Origin of the sequence: Aeromonas sp. R4-2, assembly GCF_040908295.1 — a bacterium.
Lineage (GTDB): Bacteria > Pseudomonadota > Gammaproteobacteria > Enterobacterales > Aeromonadaceae > Aeromonas > Aeromonas veronii.
Map to the genome: position 1 here is coordinate 17,668 of NZ_JBFODL010000010.1, position 19,580 is coordinate 37,247.

At 57.4% G+C, this 19,580-nt stretch carries 17 protein-coding genes; 12 read left to right on the forward strand and 5 right to left on the reverse strand.

What is annotated here, in order from left to right:
- Window positions 1–2 precede the first annotated feature (2 nt).
- On the forward strand, window positions 3–1,418 hold the full coding sequence (locus AB5Y99_RS06845) for an FAD-dependent oxidoreductase (RefSeq protein ID WP_005346752.1): 1,416 nt from the start codon (window positions 3–5) through the stop codon (window positions 1,416–1,418).
- A gap of 79 nt (window positions 1,419–1,497) precedes the next feature.
- On the opposite strand, the gene AB5Y99_RS06850 is transcribed toward AB5Y99_RS06845, so the two are convergent.
- Window positions 1,498–2,076, reverse strand: a complete 579-nt coding sequence (locus tag AB5Y99_RS06850; protein ID WP_368209157.1) for an O-methyltransferase — start codon at window positions 2,074–2,076, stop codon at window positions 1,498–1,500.
- A gap of 287 nt (window positions 2,077–2,363) precedes the next feature.
- On the opposite strand from AB5Y99_RS06850, the gene AB5Y99_RS06855 reads away from it, so the two are divergent.
- Together AB5Y99_RS06855 and AB5Y99_RS06860 are read left to right on the forward strand one after the other, a co-directional pair.
- Entirely contained in the window at window positions 2,364–3,659 is a 1,296-nt protein-coding gene (locus AB5Y99_RS06855; protein WP_064341970.1) for a DEAD/DEAH box helicase, read from the forward strand.
- A gap of 98 nt (window positions 3,660–3,757) precedes the next feature.
- Window positions 3,758–4,408, forward strand: a complete 651-nt coding sequence (locus tag AB5Y99_RS06860) for a DUF2913 family protein (RefSeq protein WP_368209160.1) — start codon at window positions 3,758–3,760, stop codon at window positions 4,406–4,408.
- 99 nt (window positions 4,409–4,507) lie between these two features.
- Here the strand turns inward: AB5Y99_RS06860 and AB5Y99_RS06865 are convergent, their stop codons facing one another.
- The 3 genes from AB5Y99_RS06865 to AB5Y99_RS06875 form a co-directional block, all read right to left on the reverse strand.
- Window positions 4,508–4,747 carry a FeoC-like transcriptional regulator gene (locus AB5Y99_RS06865; RefSeq protein ID WP_139428493.1) on the reverse strand — a complete coding sequence of 80 codons (240 nt, stop codon included), beginning with the start codon at window positions 4,745–4,747 and terminating at the stop codon, window positions 4,508–4,510.
- A complete protein-coding gene (gene feoB, locus AB5Y99_RS06870) occupies window positions 4,744–7,014 on the reverse strand; it encodes a Fe(2+) transporter permease subunit FeoB (RefSeq protein WP_368209163.1) in 2,271 nt (756 codons plus the stop codon). The genes AB5Y99_RS06865 and feoB overlap by 4 nt, the downstream gene beginning before the upstream one ends.
- A 127-nt stretch (window positions 7,015–7,141) precedes the next feature.
- Window positions 7,142–7,369, reverse strand: a complete 228-nt coding sequence (locus AB5Y99_RS06875; protein WP_005337384.1) for a FeoA family protein — start codon at window positions 7,367–7,369, stop codon at window positions 7,142–7,144.
- A 119-nt stretch (window positions 7,370–7,488) separates the two neighbouring features.
- On the opposite strand from AB5Y99_RS06875, the gene AB5Y99_RS06880 reads away from it, so the two are divergent.
- The 9 genes from AB5Y99_RS06880 (at window position 7,489) to AB5Y99_RS06920 (ending at window position 17,498) form a co-directional block, all read left to right on the forward strand.
- Window positions 7,489–7,818: a translation initiation factor gene (locus AB5Y99_RS06880; RefSeq protein WP_005350971.1), complete on the forward strand. Its 330-nt coding sequence runs from the start codon at window positions 7,489–7,491 to the stop codon at window positions 7,816–7,818.
- A 259-nt stretch (window positions 7,819–8,077) separates the two neighbouring features.
- Window positions 8,078–8,635: a TMEM165/GDT1 family protein gene (locus AB5Y99_RS06885; protein WP_005337386.1), complete on the forward strand. Its 558-nt coding sequence runs from the start codon at window positions 8,078–8,080 to the stop codon at window positions 8,633–8,635.
- A 164-nt stretch (window positions 8,636–8,799) separates the two neighbouring features.
- The gene (locus AB5Y99_RS06890) at window positions 8,800–9,738 is read left to right on the forward strand and encodes a DUF2157 domain-containing protein (protein WP_368209165.1); all 939 of its coding nucleotides are present in this window, start codon (window positions 8,800–8,802) and stop codon (window positions 9,736–9,738) included.
- Complete coding sequence (locus AB5Y99_RS06895) at window positions 9,731–10,735, forward strand: DUF4401 domain-containing protein (RefSeq protein WP_368209167.1); 1,005 nt, start codon at window positions 9,731–9,733, stop codon at window positions 10,733–10,735. Before AB5Y99_RS06890 ends, AB5Y99_RS06895 begins: the two co-directional genes overlap by 8 nt.
- On the forward strand, window positions 10,732–11,250 hold the full coding sequence (locus AB5Y99_RS06900; RefSeq protein ID WP_368209169.1) for a GDYXXLXY domain-containing protein: 519 nt from the start codon (window positions 10,732–10,734) through the stop codon (window positions 11,248–11,250). Before AB5Y99_RS06895 ends, AB5Y99_RS06900 begins: the two co-directional genes overlap by 4 nt.
- Before the next feature lie 71 nt (window positions 11,251–11,321).
- A complete protein-coding gene (locus AB5Y99_RS06905; RefSeq protein WP_113738665.1) occupies window positions 11,322–12,068 on the forward strand; it encodes an ABC transporter substrate-binding protein in 747 nt (248 codons plus the stop codon).
- 130 nt (window positions 12,069–12,198) lie between these two features.
- Window positions 12,199–12,945: a substrate-binding periplasmic protein gene (locus AB5Y99_RS06910; RefSeq protein WP_368209172.1), complete on the forward strand. Its 747-nt coding sequence runs from the start codon at window positions 12,199–12,201 to the stop codon at window positions 12,943–12,945.
- Window positions 12,946–13,084: 139 nt separating this feature from the next.
- Window positions 13,085–13,840: a substrate-binding periplasmic protein gene (locus tag AB5Y99_RS06915; protein ID WP_368209174.1), complete on the forward strand. Its 756-nt coding sequence runs from the start codon at window positions 13,085–13,087 to the stop codon at window positions 13,838–13,840.
- A 1,483-nt stretch (window positions 13,841–15,323) separates the two neighbouring features.
- A complete protein-coding gene (locus AB5Y99_RS06920; RefSeq protein WP_368209176.1) occupies window positions 15,324–17,498 on the forward strand; it encodes a hypothetical protein in 2,175 nt (724 codons plus the stop codon).
- A 674-nt stretch (window positions 17,499–18,172) separates the two neighbouring features.
- Here AB5Y99_RS06920 and cysS read toward each other — a convergent pair.
- Entirely contained in the window at window positions 18,173–19,549 is a 1,377-nt protein-coding gene (cysS, locus tag AB5Y99_RS06925) for a cysteine--tRNA ligase (RefSeq protein WP_368209179.1), read from the reverse strand.
- Between the last annotated feature and the right edge of the window lie 31 nt (window positions 19,550–19,580).

The window sequence follows — 19,580 nt, forward strand, 5'->3', positions numbered from 1 at the left end:
CTATGAGCCAGAACGTATTTCAGTTTATCGATGTCCAGCGGGTCGACCCGCCCAAGAAGCCACTCAAGATCCGCAAAATCCAGTTTGTGGAGATCTACGAGTCCTTCAATCAGCCGCAGGTACAGATGCAGGCGGATCGCTGCCTCGAGTGCGGCAACCCCTATTGCGAGTGGAAGTGTCCGGTCCACAACTACATCCCCAACTGGCTGAAACTGGCCAAAGAGGGGCGCATTCTTGAGGCGGTGGAGCTCTCCCACCAGACCAACAGCCTGCCGGAAGTGTGCGGTCGGGTCTGCCCGCAGGATCGCCTGTGCGAGGGCTCCTGCACCCTCAACGATCGCTTCGGCGCGGTGACCATCGGCAACATCGAAAAGTACATCACCGACAAGGCGTTCGAGATGGGCTGGAAGCCCGATCTCTCGAACGTGGTCAAAACCGGCAAGCGGGTCGCCGTCATTGGCGCGGGCCCAGCGGGTCTCGCCTGTGCCGACGTGCTGGCACGCAATGGCGTCACCCCGGTGGTGTTTGACAAATATCCGGAGATCGGCGGCCTGCTCACCTTCGGCATCCCCTCCTTCAAGCTGGAAAAAGAGGTGATGCAGCGTCGCCGCGAGATCTTCCAGGGGATGGGCGTGGAGTTTCGTCTCGAGACCGAAGTGGGCAAGGACATCACCTTCGCCGATCTGCTCGGCGAGTTCGATGCGGTCTTCCTTGGGGTCGGCACCTATAAGTACATGAAAGGCGGCTTTGCCAACGAAGAGGCACCGGGCGTCTATGACGCCCTGCCCTACCTCATCGCCAACGCCAACCGCTTGCTGGGCTTCGAGAAGGCACAAGCCGACTACATCGACTTCGCCGGCAAGCAGGTGGTGGTGCTGGGCGGTGGCGATACCGCCATGGACTGCGTGCGTACCGCTATCCGTCAGGGGGCCGCCAAGGTGATCTGCGCCTATCGCCGCGACGAGGAGAACATGCCGGGCTCCAAGCGGGAGGTGAAAAACGCCCGCGAGGAGGGGGTTGAGTTCATGTTCAACCTGCAACCGGTAGCGGTCGAGCTGGATGCCAGCGGTCGCACCGTCGGCATCAAGGTAGTGAGCACCGAGCTGGGTGAACCCGACGCCAATGGCCGCCGCAACCCGGTGGTCATCGAGGGCTCCGAGCAAGTGCTGGCTGCCGATGCCGTGGTGATGGCGTTTGGCTTCCAGCCCAACCCCCAACCCTGGATGGCGGAGTTCGGCATCGAGCTCGACAACCGGGATCGCATCAAGGCGCGCGAGCAGGCGGAGTATGCCTTCCAGACCAGCAACCCCAAGGTGTTCGCCGGTGGCGACGCGGTACGTGGCTCCGATCTGGTGGTGACCGCCATCTACGAAGGGCGCAAAGCGGCCGAAGGGATCATGGACTATCTGGCGGTCTGATCCGACCGACCAAGACCCTGATGCGCTTTCACAATCAGCCTCGCCAATGCGGGGCTGATTATTTGTAGCTACCCACCCCCTACAAACGCACCACCAGCCACTCCCCCTTGCCGACCGGCACCAGCGAGGTGGCAAAGGCCGGATCCTGCCCGACCTCGTTCATCCACTCCACCATCTCGCTGCGATGGGAGATGGCGTTATCGACCACCAGCAGGCCACGGGGTGCCAGCAGGCGGCGGAGCTGCGGCCACCATGCCCGGTAGTGCTGACGATCCGAATCAAGGAAGATGAGCTGATAGCCGGCTTGCGGCAAGGTCGGTAACAGCTCACTCGCATCCCCTGCCAGCAAGGTTATCCAGGGGACCAGCCCTGCCCTCTGAAAGTTGTCATGGGCCTGCACGCGCTTATCCTCATCCAGCTCAATGGTGGTCACGTGCCCCTCCAGCCGACGCACCGCTTCTGCCAGCCAAAGCGTGGAGTAACCATTGGAGGTGCCAATCTCCAGCACCGCCTGCGCCCCACGGGTCTGCACCATCACTGACAGCAACTCCCCCGTGTCGCGGGTGATATTGAGCAGCTTGCGGTGTCGAGCCTGCTGCATGCTGTCATTGCGCTCGCCAAGCTGCTCCAGCTGGCGTTTTAACTGTTCCAGTTCCATCGATATCCCTTTCGTCCTTGCCCAAAACCGTTAGCCCACATCTCCAAGCTTGGCATTTGGGAGTCAAATGATTACTTTCAACCGCCATTCACACCACAAAGGATGAGAAAAGGACAACCATTTGAGGCAGAATTTGTGACGTCTATCTGTTACACTTCGCGCCCGCCATTTTCCGGCTCACTCTCTGACTTGATGTCAGGCGCAGCCGTCGGTGGTTACAACCTCCGTCTCGCTCATGCCGAGCTAACCAAGCCAAACACAGCCCAGCTGGAACACAGGAACCCATTATGAGATTTGAATCGTTCGATTTTGCCCCCGAGATTTTGCGTGCTGTCTCAGATTGCGGTTATCAGGAGATGACCCCTGTGCAGCAACAGGCGATCCCGGCCATTCGCCGTGGCCGCGATGTGCTGGCCAGCGCCCAGACCGGTACCGGCAAGACCGCCGCCTTCGCCCTGCCCATCTTGCAACGTCTGGTAGACAATCCGGCGCCGGTCCAGCCTTCCAACGCCCGTGTGCTGATCCTGACCCCGACCCGCGAGCTGGCGGCTCAGGTAGCGAGCAACATCAATGACTTCGCCAAGTATCTCGATATCACCACCATCACCATCGTCGGCGGTGGCAAGCAGGACGTGCAGGCCAAGAAGCTCAAAGCGGGCGCTCACATCATTGTGGCCACCCCGGGCCGTCTGCTGGAGCACCTCACAGCCTGCAACCTCAGCCTCTCCGGCGTCGAGTGTCTGGTGATGGATGAAGCGGATCGCATCCTCGACATGGGCTTCAGTGCCGATGTGCAGAAGATCCTGCAAGCGGTCAACAAGACCCGTCAAAACCTGCTCTTCTCCGCCACCTTCTCCGATGCGGTGAAGAAGCTGGCCAACCTGATGCTGGACAGACCGCAGATCGTCAGCGTCAACAAGCAGAACTCCACCGCCGACACCGTCAGCCACACCGTCTATCCGGTCGAGCAGAAGCGCAAGCGCGAGCTGCTCTCAGAGCTGATTGGCAAACAGAACTGGCAGCAGGTGCTGGTGTTCGCCAGTACCCGCGAAAGCTGTGATGTGCTGGTCGAGGAGCTCAACCTCGACGGCATCAAGTCCGCCGTGGTCCATGGCGAGAAGGCCCAGGGCAACCGTCGCCGCGCCCTGCGCGAATTCATGGAAGGCAAGGTACGGGTACTGGTCGCCACCGAAGTGGCCGCCCGTGGTCTGGATATCCCGAGCCTGGAATACGTGGTCAACTATGATCTGCCGTTCCTGGCGGAAGATTACGTGCACCGTATCGGCCGTACCGGTCGTGCCGGCAAGCGCGGCATGGCCATCTCCTTCGTCAGCCGTGAAGAGGAGCGTACCCTGCTGGAGATCGAGGCCCTGATCGGCCAGAAGATCCGTCGCATCATGGTGCCGGGCTATGAGGTGAGCAGCCGTGACGAGCTGATCAAACAGCTGCAAGAGCGTCGTCGCTTTGGCAAGCGCCCGCAGCGTGAAGATAACGCCGTGGCCCAGGTGATGGCCGAAGCCAAGCTGCAGGGTCAGCGCCTCAAGCGTCTGGCTGCAGCCAAGAAGCCCCGTCAGCCGAAATAAGGCGGGCAGTTGCTCTATTGAACCGCAAAGGCGCCACTGGCGCCTTTGCCATCTCTGTCATCGGTGTTGGCCCCTGGTGGTCAACTCAAGGATTGCTTATGACCTCTCCGACCTACAATCAGGCCCTGCTCGAGATGGCCACCCAGAGCCTGGCCGAACTGGCCCGCACCGCCGAACAAAAGGCGGGCAAGCGCACTCCGGCCCAAGAGAGCCACTTTCTCTGCACCTGGATGGCCGACTCCCTCAAGGAGAAGCGCTTCTCCCGTCTGGTGATGGAAGATTTGAAAGCTTGGGTGCAGCTTGGCCGCACCCTCGGCGCGGGTGCCGATCTCAAGGGGCTACTGGAGCGCATCGCCTTCCAATACCAGTGCGCCATGACCAACCCGCAACAACTGGGGGCCAAGCTGGCGGCCCTGTTGGAGGATCTGACGGCGGCAGGCTGGCTGGTGCTGACCGAGAGCGAGGTGAATGCCAAGCTGCGCCTGCAATCTGGCGGTCAGGCGAGTCTGGTGGTAAGCCACAGCGAATATGCAGGCCATATCGAGGACGGTGAGCTTGTCAAACCCCTCACCCTCTATGTGCGCGGTGACGAGAAGGTGCTGGCCGAGGTGGCCTTCAAGCACGGCCTGCTGCTGAGCCAGGGCAACAAGAAAACCACCCTGGTCAAACACCACAAAGCCTACCGGCTGATGCCGGACAACGCCCAACCGGCGCTGGCACTGCTGAGCGAGGCTCGCCAAGGCGCCTGATCCCGCCTGTTTTCAACAATAAAAACGGCAGACCCTCATTTAAAGCAGGGCCTGCCGTTTTTTATTGTTCGATGTTTGATGATGAGGTTGGGTAGTCGTTTAGCGGATCTTGATGCCAATCTGGCCCGCGTCACACCACTCGAACATCACCTCTTCGCTCTTGCCGCAGCAACTGCCACCACAGACCCGACTCTCGCGCTTGATGACCCGCCCCTTGCGCATCCAGATGCCGAGCATGGCCTCCACCGCATCTTCCGAGGTGTGGAAGTGGCGAGCCAGATCACGCCGGCTCACCTTCTGCTGCGCGGCGAGGTAATCCCCCAGCTCGCGCAGGATCATAAGGTCACCACCTTGCGGGCAACGATGTCACCGTGACGGCGACCGGCCCACCAGAGCAGTACCAGAGAGAGGCCGTAGCTGACGATCCAGAACAGGCTCTGCTCCGGATGAGCGGCAAAGGTCGCGACCTGATAGAAGAGGGTCGCGCACATAAAGGCCATATAGTTGCACCATACCGCCGTCATTAGCGCCCACTGACGACCGGTTTCCCGCACCAGCGCGCCCATGGCGGCGGCGCAAGGCATGTAGAGCAGCACGAACAAGAGGTAGGCAAAGGCACCGGCCGCCCCGTCGAAGTGGGTCTGCATGTTGCCGTAGGTGGAGACATCGACCTCCTGTGCCTCGGCGGCAGCTTTCTGATCGTCGAGGTTGCCAACATCAAGCCCCATGGGGTCGCTCGGGTTGATCTCCGCCAGATTGGCCGCCACGGCATCGATCGCCTCGTGGAAACTGGCCACCAGCGAGAACTCGCTCTCCTCCTCTGCATCGCCACCACCGGCGTAGAGGCTGTTGAGGGTACCGACCACCGCCTCTTTGGCGAAGATACCGGTGACGATACCGACCGTGGCCTGCCAGTTGTCATCGCGTACACCGATGGGGTGCAGCACAGGGGTCACCGCCTGGCTGATTTTGCTCAGGACCGAGCTCTCCTGCTCCTGATGGCCAAAGCTGCCATCGGTGCCGAGCGAATTGAGCACGCTCAGCACCGCGACCACCAGTACGATGGTTTTACCTGCGCCAAAGACGAAGGATTTGAGCTTCTGCCAGGTCTTGATGGCAACGTTGACCGGACGCGGCCACTCGTAGTCCGGCATCTCCATCAGCATGGAGTCGCTCTTGCCCGGCAGCAGGGTGCTGCGCAGCAACAGGCCGGTGAGCACCGCCACCACAATACCGATGAGGTAGAGACCGAACACCAGGTTCTGGCCAGACTCGGGGAAGAAGGCCACCGCAAACAGAGCGTAAACCGGCAGACGGGCACCGCACGACATGAAGGGGGCCATGGCGGAGGTCATCAGCCGCTCCCGCTCAGAGTTGAGGGTACGGGTCGCCATCACCGAGGGGACGGTACAGCCAAAGCCCATCAGCATCGGCACGAACGCCTTGCCCGGCAGGCCGAGGCGGCGCATCAGGGCATCCACCACGAAGGCGGCGCGGGCCAGATAGCCTGAACTCTCCAGCACCGCGAGGAACAGATAGAGGCAGCCAATCACCGGAATAAAGGTGGCCACGGTCTGCAAGCCAACGCCAAAGCCGTCCGCCAGAATGGCGCCCAGCCACTCGGGGGCATTGACCAGCCCCAGCAGGTGGTGCACCCCATCGACAAACAGGGCGCCGCCCATGATGTCGAAGAAGTCGATAAAGGCGCTGCCGACGTTGATGGCAAACAGGAACATCAGGTACATGACAAACAGGAAGAAGGGGATGCCAATCCAGCGATTGAGCAGCACCCGATCCAGCCACTCGCTCTGGGCCTCGGTGAGCTTGCCCTTCTGCTGACGAGCCTGTTGTACCCACTGGTGGATATGGCCGTAGCGAATATCCGCCAGTTGCAGGTCGATATCCTGTCCCTGATGGGCGCGAGCCACTACATTGGCGGCGGCCGCCTGCTGACCGGGCAGCAGGGTCTCCTGCATCACCGCATCCTCTTCCAGCAGGCGCAGGGCGCGGCCACGGGTAGTGAGGTGATGCGGGGCGAGCAGGGTCTCCAGCTCCGCCAGATCGGTTTCAAGCGCGTGGCCGTAATCGAGCTGCAAGGCGGCTTGCGGCTGACCGATAAACTGCCGGATCTGCTGCTTGAAGGCGGCAACCTGCTTGCTGTTGTGGGCAGAGAGGGCCACCACCGGGCAACCGAGGGATTTGCCGAGCTTGCTCTCGTCGATGACGATGCGGCGCTTTTGCAGGATATCCAGCTTGTTGAGCACCACCACCATGGGCAGGCCCAGTTCGCGCAGTTGCAGCGTGAGGTAGAGGGAGCGCTCCAGATTGGCGGCGTCGATGACGTTGAGCAGCAGGTCGGGTTGTTGGCCCTGGGCAAAGCGGCTGGCGATCTGCTCGTCCAGACTGCCATCCTGACTGGCCAGGCTATAGATGCCGGGCAGATCCATCAGCTTGAAGTGATGTTCACCCGAGCTGAACTCACCCATCTTCTTGTCGACGGTGACGCCACTCCAGTTGCCTACCTGCTGGCGGGCGCCGGTCAGGGCGTTGAACAGGGAGGTCTTGCCGCTATTGGGGTTACCTACCGTTACCAGGGAATAATTCATACCAGCTCTACCTCTATTTTCTTCTGAACCCGCCGCGTGTGTGGCAAGCTGCTTTGCAGGTTCGACTTCTTGTCTCTGAACCGCTCCCGGTGACGTTTCTGAACGGGAGCGGCAGCCGAGCAGGGGGTTATACCGGCTCGACTTCTATTTGCTGGGCCAGACTCTTTTGCATGGAGAGACAGATCCCTTGGCACTGGATCTGGAGCGGGTCCCCCAGGGGGGCGGAGCGCAGATAGATGACTTCAGTCTGGGGCAACAGGCCCATCACCATCAGTTTGCGGCGCAGCGGCCGGGCGAGCTGATTCATATTCTTGATGCGAGCACTCTGTCCCGGTGACAACTGCGTGAGTACCATGACTGACTCCTGAAGTTAAACAATAATAATTCGCTTTTACTTGGGGCATTATAAGCTGTGTCTTCAACTTTTATTTGAGTAAAATCAAACTCCGCTTAGCTAACCCATAAAGTATTGCCATGAGTCACGACAACAACAGCCGCCTCGTCTACAGCACAGATGGCGGCATGATCAAGGAGCAGAGCGCTCCCCAATCCGCCTCCCCCTTCCCCACCGACGGCACAGTGCGCATTCGCCGCGAGACCAAGGGGCGCAAGGGTGCCGGGGTGATCACCATTCATGGCGTACCCGCCGAACAGCAAAAATCCTTGGCCACCCTGCTCAAGAAAAAGTGCGGCACCGGAGGCGGTATCAAGGAGGGGGTGATCGAGATCCAGGGGGATAAACGGGACCTGATCAAAACCGAGCTGGAGAAAGCCGGTTTCAGCGTCAAGCTGGTGGGTGGCTGATCCCCTTGTCACTCATGCGGTTTTTACCTAGAATGCCCGCTCCCATCGAGGGGGAGTAGTCTCGCACACCGGTGCCATCCATTGCATGAATACCTGTTTGCGACCCTGATCAACATACTTGGTGCCAAATCACCATGGTCAGGGTGATCCATGCCAGCCATGGATTTGACAAGACCTTTGACGGGCCAGTGCCAATACCGGGGACGGATGGCGCAGGCTTGTCTTTGGTTTATAACAATTCCGTCCCCCGGTCATTTTTATGGAAGCCTTGTTAACCTCAACCCTCAGCGTCGCCATTGCCGAAATCGGCGATAAAACCCAGCTGTTGGCGTTGCTGCTCATCTGCCGTTTTCGCAAGCCCTGGCCCATCATCGCCGGCATGCTGGCGGCTACCTTGCTCAACCATGCGGGCGCTGCCTGGATTGGTGAGTTCATCAGCCGCTGGCTCGATCCCAAGATAATGACCTGGCTGGTCGCCATCGCCTTTATTGCCATGGCTATCTGGATTTTGGTGCCGGACAAGATGGATGACGAGGAGAGCTCGCTGGATAAATACGGCCCCTTTATGGCCACCTTCGTGCTCTTCTTCATCGCCGAGATCGGCGACAAGACCCAGATTGCCACCGTGCTGCTGGCCGCCAAATATGACTCGCTGGTGCAGGTCATTACCGGGACCACCCTCGGCATGATGCTGGCCAACGTGCCTGTGGTGCTGATCGGCAAGCTGGGGGCAGACAAGCTGCCGCTCAAGGGGATCCGCATCGCCTGCGCCATCCTCTTCGTCGGCCTCGGGGTGAGCACCCTGATCTTTGCCTGATCGCCTTTTCCGCTGACCAAGCCCTCCACCTCGGAGGGCTTTTTTGTTTGCTGCTTTGTTTGCTACGTAATCCGCTGTCGCAACCACCAGCCGCAGAGCCAAGGGGCAGTGCACGGTTGCGGGTGCCTCATGCCATAATGGGGCAAACCTCGCGGAGTCCCCCCATGCACAACGTATCAAGAGAAACGCTTCTCGAATGGGTCAAACAGGGACGGCTGGCGCCAGAGAAGCTGGTGGACGCCCTGACCCTCGCCGATCTTCCCCCCCATCCGGCGCGCTGGCAGTGGCTGTTTGACCGGCTGTTGCTCTGGCTCGGTGCCCTCTGCATCGGGGCTGGCCTTATTTTCTTCGTCGCCTTCAACTGGCAAGAGCTGGGCCGGGTCTCCCGCCTCGCCCTGCTGGAGGTGCCGCTGCTCGCCATGCTGCTTCTGCTGTGGCGCAAACCGCTGGGGGATACCCCCCGTCAGGCGCTGCTGCTCGCCATCGCCCTCAATATCGGCGCCCTGCTGGCGCTGGTGGGTCAAACCTACCAGACCGGCGCCGATCCCTGGCAGCTGTTCGCCACCTGGGCGCTGATGCTGGTGCCACTGGCGGCATTTGGCCAAAGCCCCCTGCTCTGGACCTTAAGCTGGCTGCTCGGTCAGCTGGCGCTGGTGCTCTACTGGCGGCTCGGTTTGTTCACGTTCTTCTTTACCTTCGATGAAGAGGGATTGGGCTGGTGCCTTACCCTGCTCAACGCCGCCCTCTGGGGTCTGCTTCTGCTGGCACCAAACCGCTGGCGCCTGATGCCAAGCTGGCTGGCGGGTCTTGCCGCCGGACTTGGCGCCACCCTGCTCGCCCTGCTAGCGCTCTTCGATGCCGCCTCCCCGCTGGTATGGCCGCTCTGGCTTGGCTGGCTCGCTGCGGCCTATGCCTTGTGGCACCACAGATTTATCGCCGGACTCGCCATGGGGTGCCTCAGCCTGATTGCCGTCATCCTCGTGGCGCTGGGCAAGTGGATGGAGCCCGACATCAATGGCTTCTTGCTGCTGAGCCTGATCGCCATCGGCCTTTCTGTCACCGCCGCCCGCTGGCTGCAACAACAACGGAGGTCCCATGAGTGACCTGACCCTTTGGCAAACGCTGCAACAGGCCAATCTGGTGGAAGGGGAGATGCCCAGTGACACCCAACCCCACTGGTCGAGCCGCTTTCTGCTCGGGCTGGTGGGCTGGATTGCCGCCCTGTTCCTGCTCTTTTTCCTGTTTCTCACCTTCGAGCAGCTGACCCGCGAGGCCAACAGCGCCCTGCTGCTGGGGGCCGTGCTGCTTGCGGGGGCCTACGCCCTAAATCGCAGCCAAAGCGGCGATCTCTGGGATCAGTTCGTGCTGGCCCTCACCCTGGCGGCCGATGCCTGGCTGCTCTATGGCCTGCTCGATAAGCTTGATCTTCATCACGCCCTGCTCTGGTTTGGGTTGTGCCTGCTGTCGCTCACCATCGCCGTGCTGTTCGATCACTGGCTGGTGCGGCTGTTTCACAGCGTGGCGGCGGCCCTGCTGCTCACTCTTGGCCTTGCCTGCCTAGGGCTGCAACTGCTGGCGCTGCCGCTAGTGATGGCGGCCATCGCCTTCTGCTGGCTGCGGGCAGATAGGGATCCAGAGCGCCACCAGCTCTACCACTCCATCACGCTGGGGCTGGCCCTCTCCCTGCTGGTGCTGGGCCGTCTGCACCACCCGCTCTGGGATGGCGGCAGCAGCGTGCTGGACGAACTGGGGCTATCCCGCCTGCCGCTCTGGCTCAATCCCCTGATCTGCGCCGCCCTGCTGCTGGCGGTGATGGTGAAACTCAAGCTCCCTCTGCTGTTTGGCCTGCCGCTGGTGCTGATCAGCGCCGTTATCCCTGGCATGGGGGCAGGCGCACTGGTGCTGATCCTCGGGTTTTATGCCGGCAGTCTGGGGCTGATGACCCTCTCGGCCCTGCTGCTGCTCGGCTATGGCTCGCTCTATTACTACGATCTGGGGCTCACCCTGATGACCAAATCCTGGCTGCTGCTGGGCTCCGGCATCCTGCTGCTGGGTGCCCGCCAACTGCTCACCACCTTCGCGGCAAGGAGCGATTCATGAAACCTGTGACCCGACAGCTCGCCCTGTTGCTGAGCGGCCTCGCCATCCTGGCAGGCATCAATGCCACCGTCTGGCGCTATGAGCGCGCCATGAGCAGTGGCGAAGTGGTGTTGCTGCGGCTCGCTCCGGTCGATCCCCGCTCCCTGATGCAGGGGGATTACATGCGGCTCAACTATGAAATTGCCCGCGAGCTGACCAGCCGCGACGCCCAAACTACTCAAAACAAGGGCAGCGACACCCTGGTGATCCGCCTCGATGCCCATCAGGTGGCCACTCTGGTGGCCGATGGCAAACCGGGTCGGCTCGCCAGCGATGAGCGGCTATTGCAGGTGCACCAGAGCGAGCGGCAGTGGCAGATCGGCCCCGATGCCTACTTCTTTGAAGAGGGCACGGGGGAGCAATACGAAGCGGCCCGCTACGGCGAGTTCCGGCTGCAAGCGGATGGCAAGACCCTGCTGGTGGGGCTGCGGGATGAGGCCTACCAGCCCATCGGGCAGATCCGCGCCCGCTGGTAGCGGCAGTGAGTGGCTATTTACTCTGTTCATGGTCACACTCAAGGGAAGGTTGATCGCTAAGGATGTTCCCAATGAGGATATGGCTGATCTGTCATCTGTTGCTGCTCTGCTGGGCCTCGACGGCCCGGGCTGATCTGGGCAAGCTCGAGTACCTCACCGAAGAGTACCCCCCCTACAACTACAGCGATACGCAAGGCCAGCCCACCGGCCTTGCGGTCGATCTGCTGCAGATGATCTGGCAACACAGCGGAGTGACACCCCAGCCGGTGCGCATCCTGCCCTGGGCGCGAGGTTATTACTTGCTAACCCAGAAGCCCAACGTGGTGCTCTTCTCCACCGCCCGCACCCAGGCGCGGGAGGATCTCTTCAAGTGGGTCTGCCCCATCGGCTACTCGGAGTACATACTGCTGGGCCGCAAAGCGCAAAACATCACCCTGACCGCCTTCGATCAGATGAGCCAGTACAAGATCAGCGCGGTGCGCTCGGATGCCGCCGAACAGCTGCTGCTCAACAACGGCATGGATGACAACAACATCATCCCGGCCAACCGCCTGTCGCAGGGGTTGAAGATGTTGCTCTCCGGCCGCGCCGACCTGCTAGCCACCAGCAAGCTGGCGGGATATGACGCCATCCGCGAATTGAAGCTGAGCAGCGACGACTTCAACGTGGCCATGGTGCTGAGCGCAGAGCAGCTCTGCTACGCCTTCAGCCGTCAGGTGCCCGACAGCGAGATCACCCTCTTTCAGCAGGGCCTGACCCGCGCCCTCGCCTCGGAAGAGTTTCGCAAATTGCAGGCCAAATACCTGCCGGTGCGCTGAGTACTCACTCACCCAATGGGCAGCGGTTCGCTGCCCATTTTATTGATGAAAGATGCAATAGAGGTGGCTAGCTATTCCCGCCGCAAGCAGTCAAACTGGGCTACATTGTTGATTGCGAAGGATCTTTCCCGTGCGGACATGGCACCTACCTCATCTGCTACTGCTCTTGTGGGCCACCTTCGCGCAGGCCGATCCGGGCAAGCTCGAGTATCTGAGCGAAATCTCTCCCCCGTTTAATTTCAGCGACCAACAAGGGATGCCGACCGGATTGTCGGTGGAGCTGATGCAGCTTATCTGGAAAGCGCGGGGCGTGTCGCCCCAGCCAATCCGCATTATGCCCTGGGCCCGGGGCTACAACTTGTTGCAACAAAAACCCAATGTGGTGCTGTTTGCCACCGCCCGAACCCCGCAGCGGGAAGCGCTCTTCAAGTGGGCCTGCCCCATCGATCACTCGGAGTTTGTGCTGCTGGGGCGCAAGGCGGACAACATCACCCTCGGCTCGGAGGCCGAGATCAGCCGCTACAAGGTCGGCGTGGTGCGCTCCACCGTCTCCAGACAGCTGCTGCTCGAACGCGGTATCAATGAGCGCCAGCTGATGCTGGCCAACCGCCTCACCCAGGCGGCCAAAATGCTCACCTCAGGTCGCGCCGATCTCTTTGCGACCAACAAGCTCGCGGGCTATCAAACCCTGCAGCAGCTCGGCTTCAAGCCGGATGACTTTCATGTCGCCTTCGTGCTGGATGCCAGACCGCTGTGCTACGCCTTCAGCCGTCAGGTGCCCGACAGCGAGGTCGCCCTCTTTCAGCAGGCGCTGACCCAGGTCGTCGCCTCGGCAGATTTCTCGGCCCTGCAAGCCAAAAACCTGCCGCTGCGCTAACGCCCTGATCGCCGCCGACATTGGGCGCGGGATGGGACTGTGCACCCGCGCTTTTTTGCCAAACATGCTCCGTCGCCTTGGCGAAATCGGCCAGCTTGGTCACACTTGAGCAGATATTCCCTTGATCAGGATGGCAAAAATGAAACCATGGATTGGATTGGCCGGGGCGCTGCTGGCCACTCTCGCACAGGCGAGTCCTGAGCTCGGCAAACTGCACTACATCACCGAAGAGTACAAACCCTACAACTACGCCGATGCCAGCGGTGCCCCCACCGGCCTCGCGGTCGAACTGCTGCAACTGGTGTGGAAAAAGACCAATACACCGGCGCAGCCCATCACCATCATGCCGTGGGCGCGCGGTTACTACCTGCTGACCCAAAAGCCCAATGCGGTGCTCTTCTCCACCGCCCGCACCCAGGCGCGGGACCCCCTGTTCAAGTGGGCCTGCCCCATCGGGTATGCCGAGATCGTGCTGGTGGGGCTGGCCGATCGCAATATCACCATCGCCAAGCTCGACGATGCCAAGGCATTCAATATCGGGGCGGTGCGAGCCGATGTGGGGGAGCAACTGCTGCTCAACAACGGCTTTGACGAGACCAAACTGATGGCCGCCAACCGACTGGCACAGGCGCTCAAGATGCTCACCTCCGGCCGGGTCGATCTGGTCTCCACCAACAAGACCACCATGGAGCAGCTGATAGTCGAACAAAAACTCGATCCCGCCCGCTTCAAGGAGCAGTGGGTGCTGAGCTCGGAACAGTTCTGCTTCGCCTTCAGCCATCCGGTGAGCGACGAGCTGGTCAAGGAGTTCCAGACCGGCTTGACCCAGGTGCTGGCGAGCAGCGAATACCCGCTGCTGCACAGCAAATACTTCCCTACCCCCACCGCCAAATAGCGACATCGAACGCCAACAACAAGGGGCCCACCGCGGGCCCCTTCGCTTTTTTCCGTTTGCGCTCCCCTCTTTTTACCGTTTGCACGCCTCTCGCGGCGCCCCCCCAGCGCCTTGCCACTGCCAAGCCCCGACAACCAACAACTAATCGCTAATTAATAAAAGTTTGTGCCAGCGCAAAAAATCACTCTTTTCTGATAGTTAGCTCATCAAAACCATAGATAAGACCACTCTGGCTCCGTAATATGGCGACGGGCGTCTGTTGACCCCTTTTCCGAGATCAATGGTCAACGGCGCAATCTGGTAGCGACAGTCAGGGGCGGTAGCCACTTTAGCGGAGACCAGCCGGTCTCACGCGCCTGCGCCAGGGTAACCATCCCCTCTCCCCTTGCGGGAGAGGGCTAGGGTGAGGGGTCACTAGCCTGATGGGCATGACTTCGTCATGCAGGACACGAGGACTCCGTCCTCGACGGGGTTTCGCCGCCGCTGCGCGGCTTGGCGAGTGACTTTTCTTTGCGTGGCCAAAGAAAAGTCACCAAAAGAAAGGCCACCCCCACTTGTTCGCCCTCCTGCGTCGGGTTCCCTCGGTTCAGGCAAAAGGTCTGGCGGAACGACGCAGACGGTACATCCCTGTACCGCCTGCGTCTGCGCCGTCGTCCATGACGGCGCTCCTGACCTTGTACCCTCACCTCGGCGAACAACAGGGGGCAACAGCCAACCCGCAGCACCGAGGCCGGTTAACAGGCGTAGGGTGTAATAAGCGCAGCGCATTGCACCACGGTAACCGTCCCCTCTCCCCCTGCGGGAGAGGGTTAGGGTGAGGGGTCGCCAAACCCGTTGGCATGACTTCGCCAGCAGGCTCGGTAGGGTCGATTAGCGAAGCGTAATCGTCCGTGCTAACCGCACCCCTTGCAGGTGAAGCCAATGGCGCAATCCGCCAAGCCTGACGCTGCAAGCAAACCCGCGTCGAATAGAGGTGCAATTCACTTCGTTCATTGCACCCTACGGTATGGGACAAACGGGATCACCTCGGCGAACAACAGGGGGCAACAGCCAACCCGCAGCACCGAGGCCGATTAACAGGCGTAGGGTGCAACAAGCGCAGCGCATTGCACCGCGCTAACATTCCCCACCCTGTTCAGGGCAAAGATCTGGCGGGTTGTTAGCTCAAAGTCAGCCCCTCGCCCACCCCATGGCGAGATCAGATTGTCGCACCTATGCAACAAGTGCCATCGAAATAGTTGTATAAGTGAAAAAATCATGGCGGGTATAGCTGCAAGCGGTAGATATCCCAATCGGGCAAGGGTTGTATATCGAAAGCCCGATAGTGAGTATTTCAACGTGATAACTCCTTATTTCTCGAACGTCCGATTACGCTTCGCTAATCGAACCTACGGCCCTAATCTAACCTACAGACTAAAACTATTTTTTAGTGAATCTGTAGCCCACAGCATTAATTATCCTTATATTCATGAGAAGGTATAACATGATACTTGATATTGAATTGGAAAATTGTTATGGAATCAGCAAATTAAAAAAGATTTTTAACCTCACCAAAAGTGATAATTGCTGTGGAGTTAACTCTCTATATGCACCAAATGGCACATTAAAAACCTCTCTAACAAAAACCTTCAAAGATATTGAAAAAAATGAAAATACTAGAGACATCATTTTTCCTGACCGCCAAACGATTAGAAAAGTTAAGATAAATGGCACTGACATTTCCGCTGAACAAATACTGACAATAGATTCATATAACGAAAGTTATAGCTCTCAACAACTATCAGCTTTACTTGTCAATAACGAACTGAAAAAACAATACGACACAGCCTTAAAAGAGGTAGATGACAAACAGGAATCACTAATAAAAGCCCTATCGAAATGCTCAGGGAAAGCAGCTAAAGGGGTGCCTGAAATAATTTGTGAAGCATTTGCAAGACATGAGAAGAAGTTACTAGAACTACTGGTTGAACTACATAGTGAAAAACATGAAAACCTAGAGCGTTTCAGCGAACTTAAATACAACGACCTATTCAATCCAAAAGTCGTTGAACTTATTTCATCTGGTGATTTAAACAAAGAACTAACGGAGTACGTTGAAACATACGAAAAACTAATCAGCGAATCTACAATTTTATCAAAGACATTTAATCATCAAAGAGCTGGTGATGTATCTAAAAATTTAAATGAATCAGGTTTTTTTACTGCTGCGCACAGTATAAATATTTCAGTAAAAGGAGAGAAACGTGAGGTTACCTCACAAGAGGAATTAAATAATTTACTGCTTCATGAACAAGAACAAATTTTACAAAACCCAACCCTCAAAGAAAAATTTAATAAATTCGATAGTAAACTAAAGACAAAAGACACTCAAATATTTCGTGACTATATCTCAGAACATCAGGATTTGCTCCCAGACTATAAAAATATATCCCAACTTAAGAAAAAGGTTATCCTGAGCTATTTACAATCACAACATCAACTTTGGAGTGATTTAGTAGAGACTTACAAACAAAATCAAGAGCTAATAAAGGATATTATCAAGCAAGCTCAAGATCAAAAAACAACATGGGAAAATGTTGTCGATACTTTTAATAAACGGTTTGATGTGCCATTTAAACTTAGTATTGAAAACCAAGATGATGTCATTCTAAACAAAGCAACACCCACAATTAAATTTCAATTCGATGATGGCCGTGATACTTCTGGAAAGATAAATCAAAGCAGCCTAATATCAGCTTTAAGTCAAGGAGAAAAACGAGCATTATACATCCTAAATGTTTTGTTTGAACTGGAAGTCAGAAAGAATACCGCCCAACCTATTCTAATTATTATTGACGATATTGCAGACTCTTTTGACTATAAAAATAAATATGCAATTGTTGAGTATCTACGCGACTTATCAAAGTCTACTTTTTTCCACTTACTTTTACTTACCCATAACTTTGACTTCCATAGGATAATTAGCAGTCGTTTAAATGCGAAGCGACAAAATAGGCTGATGGCTGTAAAATCATCTACTGGGATAGAAATTATTCAAGAACGATATCAAAAAGATGTCTTTTCAACATGGAAACAAAACTTAAACACTGACGAAAAATACCTACTTGCAAGTATCCCATTCGCTAGAAACATTGCTGATTATTGTGGCATTGAACAACATTTCACGAAACTAACTTCATTACTACATCTAAAAGATGATAGTGCAACCATAACAAAAAATGATTTGCAAATAATTTACAGAAACATTTTCAATGACTTGCCTAACTTAGTACTACCAAATAGTCATGAGTTCATAATAGATAAAATTCTACAGCAGAGTGATGCTTTGGTAATTGCAAACCACGAAACACCTGAACTTGAGTGTAAGGTTATTTTAGCTATGGCTATCAGACTTAAAGCCGAAGAGTTCATGATTGATAAGATAGCCGATAAGAAGTTTGTAAATTCAATCACCTCTAACCAAACTCGTGAGCTTTTTGACAAATATACGGAAAAATTTTCAACAGAACTAGAGAGTATAGCTCTGCTTGATCAAGTAAACTTAATGACTCCAGAAAACATCCACCTTAACTCTTTTATGTATGAACCAATTTTAGATATGTCTGCCAGTCGTCTTTACACTCTATACAATGATATTAAAGGTCTATTGAATATCTAGATTTCTATCTAGCGTTAAAAACCGCAGCCTTGAGCTGCGGTTTTCATTTCTATTTTCAAAACACTCTTTGGCCCCAATTAGAGAATATTTAGCCAACCCCTTGCACTGCTCTCCCCTTTCAGCGGAAAAGGCGGTCAACATGCACGCTAAAGCCACGGGCGGGCACGGTATTGGTTCCCCCTGCAAACCGCCGAGTCGAGTTCAACGGGTCAGGAGCGCCATCAGGGATGATGGCGCAGCCGCAGCCGGCACAGGGATGTGCCGTCTGCGGCGCTCCGTCCGACCCGTTGGACGAGACGAGGGAACCCGCAAAGCGGGCGGTTTGCCGGGGGAAAAGACTTTTGGTGACTTTTGGTCTTTCAAAAGTCACTCGCCCCAGCCCGAAGGGCGGGCGAAACACCTTCGAGGGCAAGGCCCTCGCGTCCTGCATGGCGAAGCCATGCCATTAAGGCGTTGGAGGGCATTCAGCTGAGGAATGACGTTAGCCCCCCTCACCCTAGCCCTCTCCCGCAAGGGGAGAGGGGATCAGAGCGCAGGCCACCGAGGCTTAAGCAGATCGCAGAGGCTTAAGAGGTGTCGAGGGAAGAGACACAAACAAAAACCGCAGCCCAAGGGCTGCGGTTTTTTTATTGGCTCAACCTGTTGGCACCAGACGCCAACAAGGCCAACCGTCCTTAGGCACGGCGCCAGCTGGTCTTGCCGGCGCTGTCTTCCAGCACAATACCCATCTCGGTGAGACGGTTGCGGGCGGCATCGGCAGCAGCCCAGTTCTTGTCGGCACGGGCCTGATTGCGCTCGGCAATCAGGCGCTCGATCTCGGCAACCTCTTCATCCGCCTCATCACCCTTCAAGAAAGCCTCGGGGTCTTGCTGCAGGATGCCGAGCACGGCGCCCAGCTCGCGCAGACGGGCGCCCAGCGCGGCGGCAACGGCCATGTCTTCACTCTTCTGGCGGTTGATCTCGCGCACCAGATCGAACAGGGCGGAGTAGGCTTCCGGGGTGTTGAAGTCGTCGTCCATCGCATCAACGAAGCGAGCCACCTGCTCCTCGCCACCGGCAGCGGCAGCTACTGGCAGGTCGCGCAGGGCAGTGTACATCCGCTCCAGCGCGGCGCGGGCTTGCTTCAGGTTATCTTCCGAGTAGTTGAGCTGGCTGCGGTAGTGGCCAGACATCAGGAAGTAACGGACGGTTTCGGCGTCGTAGTGAGCCAGCACGTCGCGGATGGTGAAGAAGTTGCCAAGGGATTTGGACATCTTCTCTTTATCCACCATCACCATGCCGCTGTGCATCCAGGTGTTGACGTAGTCGCCACCGTGGGCGCAGCAGGACTGGGCGATCTCGTTCTCGTGGTGCGGGAACTGCAGATCGGAACCGCCGCCGTGGATGTCGAAGTGGTTGCCAAGGTGCTTGGAGTTCATGGCGGAGCACTCGATGTGCCAGCCAGGACGGCCCGGGCCCCAGGGGCTTTCCCAGGTCGGCTCGCCGGGCTTGGACATCTTCCACAGCACGAAGTCGAGCGGGTTGCGCTTGGCATCCACCACATCAACGCGGGCACCGGCTTGCAGCTGTTCCAGATCCTGCCCGGAGAGCTTGCCGTAGTCGGCGTAGGATTCGACGATAAACATCACATCGCCGTTGTCCGCCACGTAGGCGTGCTCTTTTTCCAGCAGGGATTGCACCAGCTCGATGATCTCTTCGATGTGCTGGGTGGCGCGCGGTTCGATATCAGGGCGCACCATGCCGAGGGCATCGAAGTCGGCGTGCATGTCGCCAATCAGACGCTCGGTCAGCTCGTCGCAGGTCACTTGGGTCTCGGCGGCACGCTTGATGATCTTGTCATCCACGTCGGTGATGTTGCGCACGTAGGTGAGATCAAAACCGGCGTAACGCAGGTAGCGAGCCACCACATCAAAGGCGACGAAGGTGCGGCCGTGGCCGATATGACAGTGATCGTAGATGGTGACACCACACACATACATGCCCACCTTGCCCGGGTGGATAGGTTTGAATTCTTCTTTTTGACGAGTGAGTGTGTTGTATATCTTCAGCATCTTCTAACCACTGCCTGTGAGTAAAATGGTT

Bases quoted from the DNA above. Each gene is read 5' to 3' on its own strand.
- cysS (WP_368209179.1), bottom strand. From the start codon at position 19,549: ATGCTGAAGATATACAACACACTCACTCGTCAAAAAGAAGAATTCAAA.
- AB5Y99_RS06875 (WP_005337384.1), bottom strand. From the start codon at position 7,369: ATGGTACTCACGCAGTTGTCACCGGGACAGAGTGCTCGCATCAAGAAT.
- AB5Y99_RS06865 (WP_139428493.1), bottom strand. From the start codon at position 4,747: ATGATCCTGCGCGAGCTGGGGGATTACCTCGCCGCGCAGCAGAAGGTG.
- AB5Y99_RS06855 (WP_064341970.1), top strand. From the start codon at position 2,364: ATGAGATTTGAATCGTTCGATTTTGCCCCCGAGATTTTGCGTGCTGTC.
- AB5Y99_RS06905 (WP_113738665.1), top strand. From the start codon at position 11,322: ATGAGGATATGGCTGATCTGTCATCTGTTGCTGCTCTGCTGGGCCTCG.
- AB5Y99_RS06900 (WP_368209169.1), top strand. From the start codon at position 10,732: ATGAAACCTGTGACCCGACAGCTCGCCCTGTTGCTGAGCGGCCTCGCC.
- AB5Y99_RS06920 (WP_368209176.1), top strand. From the start codon at position 15,324: ATGATACTTGATATTGAATTGGAAAATTGTTATGGAATCAGCAAATTA.
- AB5Y99_RS06915 (WP_368209174.1), top strand. From the start codon at position 13,085: ATGAAACCATGGATTGGATTGGCCGGGGCGCTGCTGGCCACTCTCGCA.
- feoB (WP_368209163.1), bottom strand. From the start codon at position 7,014: ATGAATTATTCCCTGGTAACGGTAGGTAACCCCAATAGCGGCAAGACC.
- AB5Y99_RS06845 (WP_005346752.1), top strand. From the start codon at position 3: ATGAGCCAGAACGTATTTCAGTTTATCGATGTCCAGCGGGTCGACCCG.
- AB5Y99_RS06895 (WP_368209167.1), top strand. From the start codon at position 9,731: ATGAGTGACCTGACCCTTTGGCAAACGCTGCAACAGGCCAATCTGGTG.
- AB5Y99_RS06860 (WP_368209160.1), top strand. From the start codon at position 3,758: ATGACCTCTCCGACCTACAATCAGGCCCTGCTCGAGATGGCCACCCAG.
- AB5Y99_RS06850 (WP_368209157.1), bottom strand. From the start codon at position 2,076: ATGGAACTGGAACAGTTAAAACGCCAGCTGGAGCAGCTTGGCGAGCGC.
- AB5Y99_RS06890 (WP_368209165.1), top strand. From the start codon at position 8,800: ATGCACAACGTATCAAGAGAAACGCTTCTCGAATGGGTCAAACAGGGA.
- AB5Y99_RS06885 (WP_005337386.1), top strand. From the start codon at position 8,078: ATGGAAGCCTTGTTAACCTCAACCCTCAGCGTCGCCATTGCCGAAATC.
- AB5Y99_RS06880 (WP_005350971.1), top strand. From the start codon at position 7,489: ATGAGTCACGACAACAACAGCCGCCTCGTCTACAGCACAGATGGCGGC.